Consider the following 14,481-nt stretch of genomic DNA (forward strand, 5'->3'; position numbering starts at 1 on the left):
GCGCACCGCACGGCCACCGACCGCCCGCAGCAACGCGATCCGATAGGTGCTGCCCCTACCCCAGTAACGCACCTACCCATCGCGCCCACCATCACCTATCGCGCCTCGAACCGGTCACCCCACACGGCAACCGACCGCAACGGCGATCCAGTTAGTGCTGCGGCTCCCCATCTCGGCCCGAACCGGTGAGCCACACGCGACAACCAACCGCCCGCACTACGGCGATCCGTTAAGCGCTGCGGCTCCCCGATCCCGCACCCTTCCCATCGCGCCCACCATCACCTATCCCGTCCCGAACCGGACCTATCCAGTCCCGAACCGGCGGCCCCCGCCCGGCACAACCGCCCGCGGTAGCACAATCTGTAGGCACTTCAGCTACCCCGGTTCGCCTCGGGAACCGACAGGCGACGTCAACTGCGACCACTTGGCAGCGCACGCATCCGCGGCCCCTTGGCCGCCAACGCCTTTCCGACCGACGCGGCCTCGGCCGCCGATCCCACATCACGGAGATCCGCGAGCCCCGCATCGACATCGACCCGTCCCTCCTCTAAACCGATTGTCAGCGCGATGAGTTCGCATACGGCAGCCGGATCGTCGAGCTTCAGGAATCCCTGCCCGAGCAACCCACGCCAGTGGTCGGCGATCTCCGGATCGTCGTAGTAGCTCGACTGATTAGGCAGGATGTAGTAGATGTGCCAGCGCTCGGCGAGCTCGCGGTAGATGGATTCCACCGAAACATCGCGCCGCACACCGTCACCGATGACGCTGCGGATGTGCCGCGAGGCCAGCTTCGGCTTGTTCAGCTCGTCGCCGATCAGGAACAGGTAGCCCTTCTTGCCCCGCTTCTCCCACGCGTCGGTGACGATGTGGGTGGCCATGAAATATCCGGCCAGTTCATAACTTTCGGACTTCTGCCCACCACCGCCGCCTTCCAGCAGGATGGCGCGCAACTGCTCGTCCATCCGGTTGTCGGACTCGAACTGCCCCACCTGCAACGGAACTCGGTCGCAGTCGGCGTCGCCGACGGCGCCGAACAGGATCTGCGGGTCGTCCGCGTATCCCTTGCGCCGCAACAGTCCGTGCAGCTTGCCGAGCTTACGCTGCATGATCCGCGGCACCCGGCCCATCGAGCCGGTGACGTCGAACAAAACCGCGATGGGCAGCGAATTTTCGTGGTCGGCCGAGTCGCGGCATTCGCGCGCGGTGACGCCGAGTGGGTCGAGGGTCGGGTGCGCCTGCCAGTCCGCGTATGCCACAGAACGCATTTCGGCGGTGTATCCGAAGTCGTCGAGCCCTCGGCTGGCACGGAAGGTCTTGGCCGCCCGATAGGCGGTGTCGTCCCAGTTTCCGTATCCCATGTGATCACTTCCTCTCGTGAATCTAGTTTTAGTGTAAGCGACTAAAACTACGGCCGTCAAGGAATCACCTCGGTAAACGCCGTTCCCTGGCAAGATCGAGAGGGTGGATCTCCTACAGCACAATCCGACCGAAGGTATCTACGCCGCCACCGACGACTACGTGCACGCCATGGAGGTCCGAGGCGCCCAACGACTGCTATTCGTTTCCGGCACAATGGGTCTCGATCCAGACGGCAAGCCAGCCGAGACCCTCACCGAACAACTCGAACTGATCTGGTCGAATCTGCGCGCCATCCTCGCCTCCGCCGACATGACCGTCGACAACATCGTCCGCCTCACCAGCTACCTGCGTGACGCCTCCGACGCCGAGGCAAACGCCGCCGCCAGGGTCGCGGCACTGGGTGGCCGAGCCGTACCGACCACCGCGATCGTGGCGCAGACCCTGGACAACGACTGGCTGGTCGAGATCGAGGTCGTCGCCGCGGGTTGATACCGGCGAAATTCGCGGGCTTCGAGCGGCGCGGCCGGTTTAGGGACGCCGCTGCTGGTACTCACCAGCGGCGCGCACCGGGTGGACACCGGCAAGGTCGCCGCACATCTCGGCATCGCCGAATTGTCGCGCGCCAGTGCCGAATTCGTCCGGGCACACACCGGCCAGGCCATCGGCGGCGTCGCCCCGCTCGGTCACCCGGCGCCGATCCGGACATTGATCGACGAAACGCTGGCCGATCAACCGGAGATCTGGGCCGCCGCCGGACACCCGCACACCGTATTCCCGACGACCTTCCAGGAATTGGTCGCGGCCACCGGCGCCGAGGCCGTCGCGGTCAACTGACGCGAGCGGCGCCGGTCAGGTCGGCGCCATGTGATCGCCGACGAGCATGGTCCCCGGACCGCGCTGCCCGCCCGGCCCCTGATGAAACCGCACGTTGTCCGCCGTCAGCGCCGACCCGCACTCCCGGCAAACCACCACGCCGACAGTGGCTTTGCCACAGTCTTCGTGCACAACCAACGCGGGCGGCCCCTCAGGACCCGCGAGCCAGGTGTCGCCCCATGCCACGAGCATGGTCAGCACCGGATACAACTCGCGCCCCTTCTCGGTGAGCAAATACTCGTGCCGAACCGGATTCGACTGGTACACACGGGTTTCCACGATCCCATGGGCTTGCAGCGCGTCCAGCCGCGCGGCGAGCACATTCGACGCGATACCGAGATCGCGCCGAATGTCCTCGAACCGCGTCAACCCGACGAGCAGGTCACGCAGGATCAGCGGCGTCCATCGCTCCCCGATCGCGTCCAGCGTGCGGGCGATCGAGCAGACGATGTCGGACAGAGCAGCCTTGGGCACCCACTCAGGATAGTCCATTGCTTTTTGCAAGTGACTACGGCTAGGTTCGGTGCCATGCATACGGCAACCGACGATGGGGCGACCGCGACCGATGCGGTAGCCATGTTCTGCGCGGCGACCAAAGCCGCCGATTTCGACGCGTTGATGGACACGCTGACCCCCGACGCCACACTGACGTCACCGTTGTCCGGACGATTGGTGTTCCGCGGCAAAGACGACCTGCGAATACTGCTGACCGCCGCCTACGGCGGGCTCTCCCACCTGCGATGGACCGAACAGATCGGCGACGGGACCCGGCGCGTACTCCTGGCCGAGGCAGCCATCGGACCATTCCGGCTCACCGAGGCCCTCGTCCTCGAACTCGCCGACGACGGCCGTATCCGCAAGCTCGAGCCGCACCTACGACCATGGCTCACCCTCACCGCCCTCGCGGTATGGCTCGCTCCCGGCCTGCTCAGGCACCCCGGGGTCATGCGAAGGGCGATGCGCGCGCCGTAGACTGCGCGCATGGACCCGTTGACGCGGATCCGCGCGATCTGCCTGGACCTACCGGAGTGCAGCGAACGGCTCAGCCACGGCTGCCCCACCTTCTTCGTGCGCGTGAAGACCTCGTTCGTCAAATACATCCCCGGCGGCTACCGCGAGCCGGGCCCCACGCTGTGGTGCCCGGCTCCGGCGGGCGTGCAGGCCGAGTTGGTGGACGCCGAGCCCGAGCGGTTCTTCATACCGCCGTACGTCGGCCACAGCGGCTGGATCGGCGTCCGCCTCGACATCGACCCCGACTGGCCCGAGTTCGCCGCGATCATCCACGACGCCTACCGCAGGGTGGCCCCGAAAAAGCTTGTGGCCGAACTCGACTGAACAACCAATGGTCAGTTGCTACCGCTCGACGACAACGGCCGGGATCAACCGGGCCGCACACCCCCTGATCGTCGGAGATCAAGGGGCGTGCGGGTTTTCGCGGACCATCAAGGGTCAACGGTCTCGCTCAGCCCGTCGGGGGTGAGCTCGATCCGCCTCGTCAGGCCGATGTCGTCGAGGAAGCGCGGGTCGTGGCTGACCACGATCAGCGCGCCCTCGAAACTGGCCAGCGCCTGGGTGAGGTGCTCGAGGCTGGGCAGGTCGAGGTTGTTGGTCGGCTCGTCGAGCAGCAACAACTTCGGTGCCGGGTCGGCGAGCAGCAGCATGGCCAGTGCGGCCCTGAGCCGTTCGCCGCCGGACAGTGCCGAGGCCGCGACATCGGCGTCGGTGCCGCGAAACACGAAGCGGGCCAACTGGGCCCGGATCTGTTCCGGCGACGCGTGTGGCGCCGTCGATGCCACATTCTCGAATACCGACCGTTGCTCGTCGAAGATGTCGAGGCGTTGCGGCAGCATCCGCCACGGCACCTTCGGGTGCGCGGCCGAAATCTGTTTCAGCAGCGTGGTTTTGCCCACGCCGTTGCGCCCGGTCAAGGCGATCCGCTCCGGCCCGTTGACCCGCAGCGAAACCGTTGGCCCGCAGGCCAATTCGACCTCGTCCAGATCGATCACGTCCTGGCCGGGGTAGAGCCGGGTATCGGGCAGATCGACCCGGATCTCCCGATCGTCACGCAGCAGCTCCTGCGCCTGCTGGAGTTGGTCCTTGGCCGTGTCCAGCTTGCCGATGTGCTGATTGCGCAACTTGCCCGCCGACACCTGCGCCTGCCGTTTGCGTTGCGCCATAATTATTTTCGGCTCCCGCTTGGTGTCCCACATCTTCTGCCCGTAGCGCTGCCTGCGGTCCAGCTTGATCCGCGTTTCGACGAGTTCGCGGGCCTGCTTGCGCACATCGCCGCGCGCGTCGCGGATCGCGGCCTTCGCCGCGACCTGCTCGGCCTCGATGATCCGCTCGTACTCGCTGAAATTTCCGCCGAACATGCGCAGCTCGCCCTGGCGCAGCTCCGCGATGGTGCCCATGCGCTCCAGCAGCTCACGGTCGTGACTGACCGTGACAACGGTGCCGGAGAATTGCGCGACCACCTCGTAAAGCCGTTCGCGGGCAAGCTGATCCAGGTTGTTCGTCGGCTCGTCCAGCAGCAGGATCTCCGGCTCGGCCAGCAGTTCGGCGACCAAGCCGAGCAGGGTCGTCTCGCCGCCGGAGAGGGTCTCCAGCCGGCGATCCAGCTGTTCGGCCGAGTCGGCGACATAGTGCAGACCGAGCCGCCCGAGCAGGGCGATCGCCCGTTCCTCGACATCCCAGCGGTGGCCGACGATGTCGAAGTCGGACGCCGCGGCGCCACCGGATTCGATGCGGTGCAAGGCTTTCCGGATTTCCGCGATGCCGAGCACCGCGTCGACCCGTTGCCCTGCGGCGAGACCGAGGTCTTGTCGCAGGTAACCGAGATGGCCGGGGACCGTGACCGAACCGCGAGCGGGGGTGAGCTCACCGGCGATCAGCCGCAGCAGCGTGGATTTGCCCGCGCCGTTGCTGCCGACCAGGCCGATATGACCCGGGCCGAGGCCGCCATCGAGCCCTTCGAACACAGGGGTGCCGTCCGGCCAGGCGAAGGTGAGATCGGAAAATGACAGAGTGGTCATGGTGACTCCAGAGGTTGCTACGGATACGCGGCACGCGACTGCGCACCGCCCGAATGGCTACCTCATGAGATCAACGGCATGACTCCGATCAACGGCAATAAGACCCATCTAGATTAACCACACCTACGCTGCCGATGCCAGTGATATTTGAATCACACAGCCCCTTATCGAGGCCCGCGACCTAGCCGGTGCCGATCACACCGGCGATCTCCGGGGTCAGCGGATAGGGTCGCTCGACCGGTAGCGCACGCGCGGCCGCCTCGAGTTTCCCGTCCGCCACCAGTCGTCCGATCTGCTGTGCCTGACCGGTGACATCGCGAATACCCGTGATCCATCGATCGACGTACAGCCCCACCGCCGGACCGCCGAGCCCGACCTGCAGCGACCGGTGCGCGAGCGGCCGGTGATGCAGGTCGCGCTCCGGATCCCATTGAATGCGAACGGGACTCGCTCGCAGTCGGGCCATCCACACCTGTCGGTCCGGATACATCTCCGGCACATAGTGACTCAGGCAGGACTGCCATAGCGCCCACTCGAATCCGGCGCGGGTGATGGACACCGCGAGCACCCGCTCCTGCCCCGGTTTGGTCGCCCAACCGCATCGATACATCATCCAGAGAAACGAAGGCTTGATCCACGTCATCCGGTCCCGTTTGAAGGGAACGACGAATGTTCCTGCGGCAACGGCCGCCTCGGCGATCTCCGCCGGGTATGCCTGATAGACAACCACGGTCGCCGTGTCGTAGTCAGCTCTGACCTGCCGCATCGGCGGCGCAACACTCACGCGCAGATCCTTGCAGTCCGGCCGCCGAACGCCAACGGAATTCGCGCTATCGGGACGACGCTCCGGAATCGGCTCAGCCGTTGGTGAAAGTCAGGCTGGTCGCGTCGTAGCGGGTGCCCGCGATCTGCTCACTCGGCGCGGCGGCCTCGATGGCGGCGAGGTCCTCGGCGGACAGCACGATGTCCAGGGCCGCGAGGTTCTCCTGCAGGTACTGCTGGCGCCGGGTCCCCGGGATCGGCACCACGTCCTCGCCTCGGTGCTGCACCCAGGCCAGGGCGAGCTGACCAGCGGTGACGCCCTTCGCCTCGGCCAGCTCGTTCAGCTTCGCGACGATCGCCAGATTCCGTTCGAGGTTGCCGTCGGCGAAGCGCGGCTGCGTGCGCCGGACATCGTTGTCCGCCAGGTCCTCGACCGAGTTGTACTGACCGGTCAGGAAGCCGCGGCCGAGCGGCGAGAACGGGACGAGACCGATCCCGAGCTCACGGGCGACCGGGGCGATCTCCGCCTCCAAATCACGGCTCCACAGCGACCATTCGCTTTGCAGGGCGGTGATCGGGTGCACCGCGTGTGCCCGCCGCAGGGTGTGCGCGCTGGCCTCGGACAGTCCCAGGTGACGGACCTTCCCGGCCTGCACCAGCTCGGCCATGGCGCCGACGGTCTCTTCGATCGGCACCTGCGGATCGACCCGGTGCTGGTAGTAGAGGTCGATGTGGTCGACTCCCAGCCTGCTCAACGACGCGTCGCACGCCGCACGCACGTAAGCGGCGTCGCCGCGGATCTGCGTCGGCTCGCCGAGGCGGTTGGCGAAGCCGAACTTGGTGGCAAGCACCACCTCGTCGCGACGCCCGGCGATGGCCCGGCCGATCAGTTCCTCGTTGTGCCCGAAGCCGTAGAAATCGGCCGAGTCGAGGAGGGTGACGCCCAGGTCGAGGGCGTGCCGCAGTGTCGCGATGGACTGCTCGTCGTCCGCGGCACCGTAACCGTGGCTCATTCCCATGCATCCCAGGCCCTGTGCGGAGACCGCTAGTTCGCCGAGGTGCCGGGTGCGGATGTTGTTCATGGTCTGCCTCCTGATATCTGAACTGGTCTGCGGGCAACGCTAAGAGTTGGAGCGCACTCCATGTCAAGCGCAGACCGATCGCCCGTTACGGAAGACACGACCGACTTGTCGCGGTGTCGCGATACCGTGACCGCATAATCGGATCTCGGGACGTGCCAACGCGTTTTGCGCCGTGCGCGGGGTGCCCGGCTTGTCACACCGAATCGGCTCGGGGCAATACGATCCTGTCGCATGATCAATAAGTCGGAAGTGCCGAAGGGACGTCAGGTCCTCTGGCAGGTCGAGGAGACCGCGGGGTTCGAGTCGTCCTGGATCGACCTCGACGGCCTGCACCTGCACGCCGAAGGCCGATCCGTCGGCCAACTCCCCGAGCCGTACTGGGTGAGCTACACCTTGGACACCGACGAGCACGCCGTCACCGCTCGCCTGCAGGTCACCTCCGTCACCGCAACCGACCATCGCACCCTGGACCTGCGCCGCGACGGCGACACCTGGTTCGTCGACGGCGTCCCCCGCCCCGACCTCGCCGACGCCCGCGACTGCGACCTCGCCTGCTCCCCCCTGACCAACACCATGCCGATCATCCGCACCGGCCTACACCAACACCCCGGCACCGCCGATTTCCTGATGGCCTTCGTCGAGGTCCCCAGCCTGCGAGTAATCCCATCCAAACAGGCCTACACCCACCTCACCACCACCGAGAACGGAGCCCAAGTCCGCTACGCCGCAGGATCTTTCACCAGCGACCTGCACATCGACCCCGATGGCCTCGTCATCGTCTACCCCACCCTCGGCCGCCGAATACCCCCCACCACAACCGTCACGGACGGCGAACGTCAGCGCGGCCCAGGCTCCGCACGCCCCGGCGCCTGATCCCGGCTACTCGACCTCGAGGCTCTCGTAGGTGACGACCAACTTCTCGGCGGGCTGATGTCTCCTGCCACACCGACTTCGAGCGACTTCTGCGACATGTTGGTCAGCTCGTACCCCGCGCAACCTGTCCCTCGTCGTCGTAGCCGATGACAGCCCCGCATGTTATGTGGGCGTTTTCAGAGGAAGTGCCCGCTGGCCAGGTACGGCGCGGGAGTCGGCATGCCACGGACGGCGAGGTATCCCTCTTGGCCGATATCGAGTCCTGCGGCCAAACTGACATCCACTGCCCATTCGTTGGCGGTGGTGATGCAGTTGACGAGGGTGTCTGCCTGCGCGGCGGCCAGAGCTTCCCAGAGCAGGTCTGCCGCGGTTCGGCGATCGCCGGCGGCCAGGAGATGCGGACGTCCTCGGTCGTCGATGTACACATATCCCGGTTTGTCCTTGACGCGGGACACGACCAAACGGTGATTGTTCAACAGATACTGATGGTCCGATCCGTGTCCGGCCCCACGAACCTGCTGATCCAGTCGGTCCATCCAGTCGAAGTCGGCCGCCGAACCGTCGGACAGTCTGGTCACCGCCGGAAGCGCTGAACGGTCGACTGTGCCGACCATCCGCATCTGCGGGTGCAGCGAGAACCCGGCCAGCCGGTACCGCCGTGTGGCTCCGGGATGCACGCTGGAGGAGAACATTCCCTGCCGATCCCCGGCATGCGTCAGCACGGCGTCGAGCAGCCGCTTCCCGATGCCGTGCCCCTGCAAACCCGGCAGTACACCGTAGGTTGCCAAGTACCACAGCCGATCTCGATTCTGCGAGATCGCGAATCCGACGATCCGCTCGCCGTCGGCCGCCACCCAGCACCCTTGCGGGTCGGCCTCGAGGAAGTAGCGCATGCGGTCGACCCACCGCTTGGCCGCCTTTTCCGATCGAGGTTCGGGCTCAGGCTCGCTGACTCGTCGATCACGCCGATCGCTGTCGAGGAATACCTCGTCGGAAGCGCGCTCGGCATTGACCAAGTCATCCGCGCACATCAACCTGACCGCTACACCATCCATCCGCCCACGGTACGAACAACTCCGCGCGGCGTGAACTGATTATCCCTTCATAGAAGCCAAGCCTATTAAGGGATAGGGCATCAAACTTTAATGCTGGTGCCCCACACTGGCGATAGATCAGATCTTGACGATCGAGGTCAGGGGGTAGTTGCCCTGGTGGTCGCGGCCGTTCAGGAAGGTGAGTTCCAGGACTACCGCGGCGGCGATGATTTCGGCGCCTGCTTGGGTGAAGAGGTCGGCCGCGGCGGCCAGGGTGCCGCCGGTGGCCAGGACGTCGTCGAGGAGCAGGATGCGCTTGCCTGCGAGGGGTACGCCGTCGGCGGGGATCTCCAGGGCGGCGGTGCCGTATTCGAGCTGGTATTCGCGGGTGATGACCGGGGGCGGGAGTTTGCCTGCCTTGCGGACGGCGAGCACGCCGGTGCCGAGGCTGGCGGCGACGGCGGCACCGATCAGGAAGCCGCGGGCGTCGACGCCGGCGACGAGGTCTGCGTCGGGGCCGCAGGAGGCGAGGCAGTCGATGACGGTGCGGAAGCCTTCGGCATCGGCGAAGACGGGCGTGAGATCGGCGAAACGGACACCGGGAGTGGGGAAGTCGTCGCGCCAGCGGGTGAGGCGTTCGACCGCTTCGGCGGCCCGGCCGGTCCGATCGGCGGCTAGCTCGTCGGATTCGATCGCCGCGTGCTTACTCATCGACACCTCTCCATCATCACAACACCCACAGCACCTGTCACCTTTTCAGCACCCAGCGATCCATGTTCCAGCCGGATCCCGCTTGGTTGGGCGCGGCTATCCCGTTCTGCAAACCACCGCTGAACGCGATGGTGCGCGGGGTGGCGAACAGCGGGATGCTCGGCAACTCCGCCCACAGCAGGTTCTCGGCTTCGGTGAGCAGATTCAGCTGTGTGGTCGAGTTATCGTCGGCCGCAAGCTGATCGGTGATCGCATCGTAACGGCCGTTACCGAATCGGCCGAAATTGAGCCCGCTACCGGTGCGCAACGCACCCGCCGCCGCGACCCCGGCCAGCGACCCGGCCGGCCCCTGCGCGGATGCCGTGCTCGCCAGGATGGCGTCGACTTTGCCCTCGGTGAGCTGGGACGGCGTGAAATCGGGCGCCCCGGCGTCGACGATGGTGATGCCCACCGGTTTACAGGCCTCCGTGATCATCGCCACGGTCTGCGCGCGGCGGTCATCAGGACGCAGATACCCGATGCGGATGGTCGGATTGTTCGCCCGCGACGCCGCGACGGCCTGCGTGGCGCCCTGCACGTCGCCGCCGTTGAACTTGCCCGCCGCACCGATGATCGACGGGTAGAACAGCGAGTCCTGTTGCACGATATGCGCGTTGAGCGGCCCCGCACCGAGCCCGTCTTTGGGCGCGTCCGGCATCTTGCCGAGCTTGTCGAACAGCGCCTGGCGCGGCGTGCACAAGGCCAGCGCCCTGCGCAGGTCGACCGAGCCGAGCACTCCCCCGGTGGCCAGCACCAGCTGTTCGGCGCCGCGGCCCGGCACGTTCTGCACCCGGAACCCGTCCAGGTTCAGGTCTTTCACCGATTTGCTGCCGATATCGATGACACCCATGGCGCTGTCGCCGACCTTGGACTTCACGTCGATGTTCTTGGGCCACACCAGGATCCGGCCGGTCGCGGGCTTGTTGCCCCACCACCGCTCGTTGGCGACCAGCACCAAACCGTCCTTGTCGCTGAGTGATTCGATTCGGTACGGCCCGGACGACGGGAATCGGGTCAGGTCGAGGTTGCCGGAGCTGAAGTTCCAGCCGGTGTTCCAGAATTCGGCGATCCGGCCGAGCCCGCTCGAATCACCGGTCTGCAAGGCGGACACCACATTCGGCACGTTCGCCACCCGGGCCGCGACATGGGCGGGCATCAGCTCGCCCGCGGTGAACAGGTTGCGCCACGCCGAATAGTGCCGGTCCGGCCGGAACACCACGGTGGCGTCGCGCGAACCGGGCTGGCAGTCGACCCGCTCGATGTCGGCGTAGCCCGCGGTGCTCGCCGCATCGAACAGCGGAACCTGGCCTCGGTCAACGGGTTTGGTGAATCGACCGCTGCGCGCGGCCCAGGCGAGCACCAGATCGTCACAGGAGGTTGGCACGCCGTCGGAGTACACACCGTCCGGGTTGAGCCGGTACTGGATGGTCTGTACGTCGCCGGGCACCTCCTTGGCGGTGCCGAAGTCGGTGTCGGCGACCTGCTGGCCGTCCGGTCCGGTGTAGAAGAACCCGGTGACCACCCGGCTGAACACCGCGGTCGATCCGGTGCTCGCGCCGAGGGTGCTTCCGCCGTTGTAGCTGGCGATGGTGGCGTCGACGGCATAGCCGATGGACGGCACCTGGTTCTTGCTGGAGCACCCGGCCGCCACCCCGGCGGCCATGGTGCCCGCGGCCAACACCGCGATCAGGCGAACTGCTCGGCTACCTGGCTTTCGCATGAAACCCCTGCCTGTGTCAGTGCCGCCGCTTCTGCCGTTTTCCGCTGGGGCGCGCGCCCGGCCTTGGCGCCTGCCCCGGTTCCCTCGGCCTGCGCGGTTCGTCGTCGTAGCCGCGACCGGTCGCGGCGGTCGCGCGGCGCTCCGCCTCGACACCCGCACGCGCGCTGGCCACCCCGGCGCGCCGGGCCTTGACCTTCTCGGTGTGTTTGGCGACCGGACCCCAACGTTCCTTGATCGACACCAGCAGCGGTGTCGCGAAGAAGATCGAGGAGTAGGTGCCGACCAGCAGACCCACCAGCTGGACGAGCGCCAGGTCCTTGAGCGTGCCGACGCCGAGCATCCAGACCGCGATCACCATCAGGCCGACGATCGGCAGGATGCCGATGAGGGCGGTGTTGATGGACCGCATCAATGTCTGGTTCACCGCCAGGTTGGCCTGCTCGCCGTAGGTGCGGCGGTTCAAATGCAGGATGCCCCTGGTGTTTTCCTCGACCTTGTCGAACACGACCACCGAGTCGTACAGCGAGAAGCCGAGAATGGTCAGGATGCCGATCACGGTCGCCGGGCTCACCTCGAAGCCGACGATCGAGTACACGCCCGCCGTGACGGTGACGTCGAAGACCAGTGCGGCCAGCGCGGCGATCGCCATGTGCGGTTCGAAGCGGATGGCGATGTAGGCGGCGACCAGCACCAGGAACACCGCCAGCGCGATGAGCGCCTTGCGGGTGATCTGGCTGCCCCAGGTCTCGCTGACGTCCGAGGCGCTGATCGCGGCGCGGCTCGGGTTGCCGTCCTTGCCCTTGGGCTGGAACTTGGTGAACAACGCATTGTTCAGCGTGTCAACCTGTTTCGAGTCCAGTGCCTCGGAGCGGATCAGGATGGTGGCGTTGCCGCCGCTGCCGACGGTCTGCACCGAGACGGGGTCGGTACCGATCGCGGAGCGGTAGACCTCCTCGACCTGGCTGGTGCTCGCGCCCTGGGCCGGGAACTGGATCCGCGAGCCGCCCTCGAAGTCGATCCCGAAGTTGAAGCCGCGAAAGATGATGCTGCCCAACGAGATCAGGATGATGGCGGCGGTGATCAGGTACCACGTCCGGCGCTTGCCGATGACGTCGATGGCTCCGGTGCCGGTGTAGAGCCGGTTGAAGAAGCCGTGCTTGGGCTGCTCGGTCACCGCGGTGAACACGTCCGTGGTCTCGGCCGGGTTCGGGGTGCGCGACGTGCTCGTGTGGTTCGTCATCTCGTTCACGCCTTCCCGAGTGCGGCCTCGGCCGCCTTCCGCTCGCGCGCGACCTGCTGGATCGCACCGAGCCCATTGACCGACGGCTTGGCCCAGTAGTTCGTGCGGGAGGCGAGCAACACCAGCGGCGAGGTCACCAGGAACACCACGACGACGTCGAGGATGGTGGTGAGACCGAGGGTGAACGCGAAGCCCTTCACCTGGCCGACGGCGAGGATGTAGAGCACCGCGGCGGCGATGAAGCTGACCGCGTTACCCGACAGAATCGTGCGGCGGGCGCGCTGCCAGCCGCGCGGCGCGGCCGACCGGAAGCTACGGCCCTCGCGCATCTCGTCCTTGATGCGTTCGAAGAACACCACGAACGAGTCGGCGGTCATACCGATACCGATGATCAGGCCGGCGATGCCGGCGAGGTCGAGGGTGAACCCGATCCATCTACCGAGCAGCACCATGATGCCGTAGACCGCGAGACCTGAAGCCACCAGCGAGAATCCGGTGACGAACCCGAGCATGCGGTAGTAGGCCAGGCAGTACAACAAGACCACGGCCAGACCGATCGCACCGGCGAGCAGGCCCGCCTTCAGCGAGGACAGCCCCAGCGTGGCCGACACCGTCTCGGCCTCGGAGGTCTGGAACGACAGCGGCAGCGAACCGTACTTCAGTGTGTTCGCCAGTTCCTTGGCCGAGGACGCGGTGAAGTTACCCGAGATCTGGGTGCGGCCACCCTGCTGCGGACCCTGCTGCACGGTCGGCGCGCTGACCACCTTGGTGTCGAGCACGAAGGCGACCCGCTTGTTGACGTATTCGCCGGTGAGCGTGGCCCACGCGTCGCTACCGCCGGACTTGAACTCGAGGTACACCTCGTGCCGCGCCTGCTGCGTGTTCAGGCCCGAGCTCGCGCTCTTGATCTCCTGGCCGTCGATCCGGCTCTTGTCGAGCAGCAGGATCTCCTGGCCGTCGGTGGAGCAGGCGACCAGCGGCAGGGTCGGATCGTCGTTGCCCTGCAACGGATCCGGCTTGGTGCAGTCCAGCGTGGCCATCGCGGCCTGCTGGATGGTCGGGTCGGCGCTCTGCCGGATCTTCTTGGCGTCCTGGATGTCCTTGGTCGCCTGTTCCTGCGGGGTGAGGTTCGGATCGGCGGGCGGCTGCGTCGGTCCCTGCGCCGGGAACACTCGCTGCTGCGGGGCCGGCTCCACGGCCTCGCCGCCCGAGGCGGGCGCCCCGACCGAAGGGGCGTTCGGGGCGGCCGGTGGTGCGTCGCCCGGCGGAGCGGGCGGTACCTCACCCGGCGCACCGGTCGGCGTCGCACCCGGTGCCGGTTGCTGCGCCTGGCCGCGCTGGGCGGCGGGCACGGCATTCAGCACGGGGCGGATGTACAGCTTGGCGGTGGTCGCCAGCGCGCGCGCCTGCTGCCCGTCGTCACCGGGCACCGTGATCACCAGGTTGTCGCCGTCGATGATGACCTCGGACCCGGCCACACCGAGGCCGTTGACCCGGTTCTCGATGATGTCCTGCGCCTTTTTCAGGCTGTCCTGGTTCGGCTTGCCGCCGTCCGGCGTTCGGGCGGTCAGCGTGACCCGGGTACCACCCTGAAGGTCGATGCCGAGCCGTGGTGTCGAGGATTTGTCACCGGTGAAGAACACCAGCGCATAGATCACGGCCAGCAGCGCGGCGTAAACGCCGAGCAGCCGGAGCGGATGCGCCGATCCCTGGGAAGGTGGCACAGTACGTCATCTCCTAGGCGGGAAGTCGAGAA

Annotated in this window: 15 protein-coding genes; 5 read left to right on the forward strand and 10 right to left on the reverse strand. The window is 66.7% G+C overall.

Features of this window, described 5'->3' with window-relative positions; translation table 11 throughout:
- Positions 1 to 410 precede the first annotated feature (410 nt).
- Positions 411 to 1,358 carry a hypothetical protein gene (locus tag ACIA8C_RS18010; protein WP_397135912.1) on the reverse strand — a complete coding sequence of 316 codons (948 nt, stop codon included), beginning with the start codon at positions 1,356 to 1,358 and terminating at the stop codon, positions 411 to 413.
- Between the two features lie 103 nt (positions 1,359 to 1,461).
- On the opposite strand from ACIA8C_RS18010, the gene ACIA8C_RS18015 reads away from it, so the two are divergent.
- Positions 1,462 to 1,848 (forward strand): RidA family protein, encoded by a 387-nt coding sequence (locus ACIA8C_RS18015; protein WP_397135914.1) that lies wholly within the window; start codon positions 1,462 to 1,464, stop codon positions 1,846 to 1,848.
- A gap of 54 nt (positions 1,849 to 1,902) precedes the next feature.
- A complete protein-coding gene (locus ACIA8C_RS18020) occupies positions 1,903 to 2,193 on the forward strand; it encodes a YbaK/EbsC family protein (RefSeq protein ID WP_397136552.1) in 291 nt (96 codons plus the stop codon).
- Positions 2,194 to 2,208: 15 nt separating this feature from the next.
- Here ACIA8C_RS18020 and ACIA8C_RS18025 read toward each other — a convergent pair whose 3' ends face one another.
- Positions 2,209 to 2,706: a winged helix-turn-helix transcriptional regulator gene (locus ACIA8C_RS18025; protein WP_397135916.1), complete on the reverse strand. Its 498-nt coding sequence runs from the start codon at positions 2,704 to 2,706 to the stop codon at positions 2,209 to 2,211.
- Between the two features lie 54 nt (positions 2,707 to 2,760).
- Here ACIA8C_RS18025 and ACIA8C_RS18030 point away from each other — a divergent pair, with 54 nt between their 5' ends.
- On the forward strand, positions 2,761 to 3,204 hold the full coding sequence (locus ACIA8C_RS18030; protein ID WP_397135918.1) for a nuclear transport factor 2 family protein: 444 nt from the start codon (positions 2,761 to 2,763) through the stop codon (positions 3,202 to 3,204).
- A 9-nt stretch (positions 3,205 to 3,213) separates the two neighbouring features.
- Positions 3,214 to 3,567, forward strand: coding sequence for an MmcQ/YjbR family DNA-binding protein (locus tag ACIA8C_RS18035; RefSeq protein ID WP_397135920.1), 354 nt, complete (start codon positions 3,214 to 3,216; stop codon positions 3,565 to 3,567).
- Between the two features lie 107 nt (positions 3,568 to 3,674).
- On the opposite strand, the gene ACIA8C_RS18040 is transcribed toward ACIA8C_RS18035, so the two are convergent.
- The 3 genes from ACIA8C_RS18040 to ACIA8C_RS18050 form a co-directional block, all read right to left on the reverse strand.
- Positions 3,675 to 5,264 carry an ABC-F family ATP-binding cassette domain-containing protein gene (locus ACIA8C_RS18040; protein ID WP_397135922.1) on the reverse strand — a complete coding sequence of 530 codons (1,590 nt, stop codon included), beginning with the start codon at positions 5,262 to 5,264 and terminating at the stop codon, positions 3,675 to 3,677.
- Between the two features lie 181 nt (positions 5,265 to 5,445).
- A complete protein-coding gene (locus tag ACIA8C_RS18045) occupies positions 5,446 to 6,048 on the reverse strand; it encodes a DUF4291 domain-containing protein (RefSeq protein WP_396991104.1) in 603 nt (200 codons plus the stop codon).
- A gap of 73 nt (positions 6,049 to 6,121) precedes the next feature.
- Positions 6,122 to 7,099, reverse strand: coding sequence for an aldo/keto reductase (locus tag ACIA8C_RS18050; protein WP_397136554.1), 978 nt, complete (start codon positions 7,097 to 7,099; stop codon positions 6,122 to 6,124).
- 240 nt (positions 7,100 to 7,339) lie between these two features.
- On the opposite strand from ACIA8C_RS18050, the gene ACIA8C_RS18055 reads away from it, so the two are divergent.
- Positions 7,340 to 7,981 (forward strand): putative glycolipid-binding domain-containing protein, encoded by a 642-nt coding sequence (locus tag ACIA8C_RS18055; protein ID WP_397135923.1) that lies wholly within the window; start codon positions 7,340 to 7,342, stop codon positions 7,979 to 7,981.
- Between the two features lie 176 nt (positions 7,982 to 8,157).
- On the opposite strand, the gene ACIA8C_RS18060 is transcribed toward ACIA8C_RS18055, so the two are convergent.
- The 5 genes from ACIA8C_RS18060 to secD form a co-directional block, all read right to left on the reverse strand.
- The gene (locus tag ACIA8C_RS18060) at positions 8,158 to 9,036 is read right to left on the reverse strand and encodes a GNAT family N-acetyltransferase (RefSeq protein WP_397135925.1); all 879 of its coding nucleotides are present in this window, start codon (positions 9,034 to 9,036) and stop codon (positions 8,158 to 8,160) included.
- Positions 9,037 to 9,153: 117 nt separating this feature from the next.
- Positions 9,154 to 9,726, reverse strand: a complete 573-nt coding sequence (locus ACIA8C_RS18065) for an adenine phosphoribosyltransferase (RefSeq protein ID WP_397135927.1) — start codon at positions 9,724 to 9,726, stop codon at positions 9,154 to 9,156.
- Between the two features lie 37 nt (positions 9,727 to 9,763).
- A complete protein-coding gene (locus ACIA8C_RS18070) occupies positions 9,764 to 11,485 on the reverse strand; it encodes an ABC transporter substrate-binding protein (RefSeq protein WP_397135929.1) in 1,722 nt (573 codons plus the stop codon).
- A gap of 16 nt (positions 11,486 to 11,501) precedes the next feature.
- Complete coding sequence (gene secF, locus ACIA8C_RS18075; RefSeq protein ID WP_397135931.1) at positions 11,502 to 12,725, reverse strand: protein translocase subunit SecF; 1,224 nt, start codon at positions 12,723 to 12,725, stop codon at positions 11,502 to 11,504.
- A 5-nt stretch (positions 12,726 to 12,730) separates the two neighbouring features.
- Positions 12,731 to 14,449, reverse strand: a complete 1,719-nt coding sequence (gene secD / locus ACIA8C_RS18080) for a protein translocase subunit SecD (protein WP_397135933.1) — start codon at positions 14,447 to 14,449, stop codon at positions 12,731 to 12,733.
- Positions 14,450 to 14,481 lie beyond the last annotated feature (32 nt).

The sequence above is a fragment of the Nocardia sp. NPDC051321 genome, from assembly GCF_044455225.1.
Taxonomy (GTDB): domain Bacteria; phylum Actinomycetota; class Actinomycetes; order Mycobacteriales; family Mycobacteriaceae; genus Nocardia.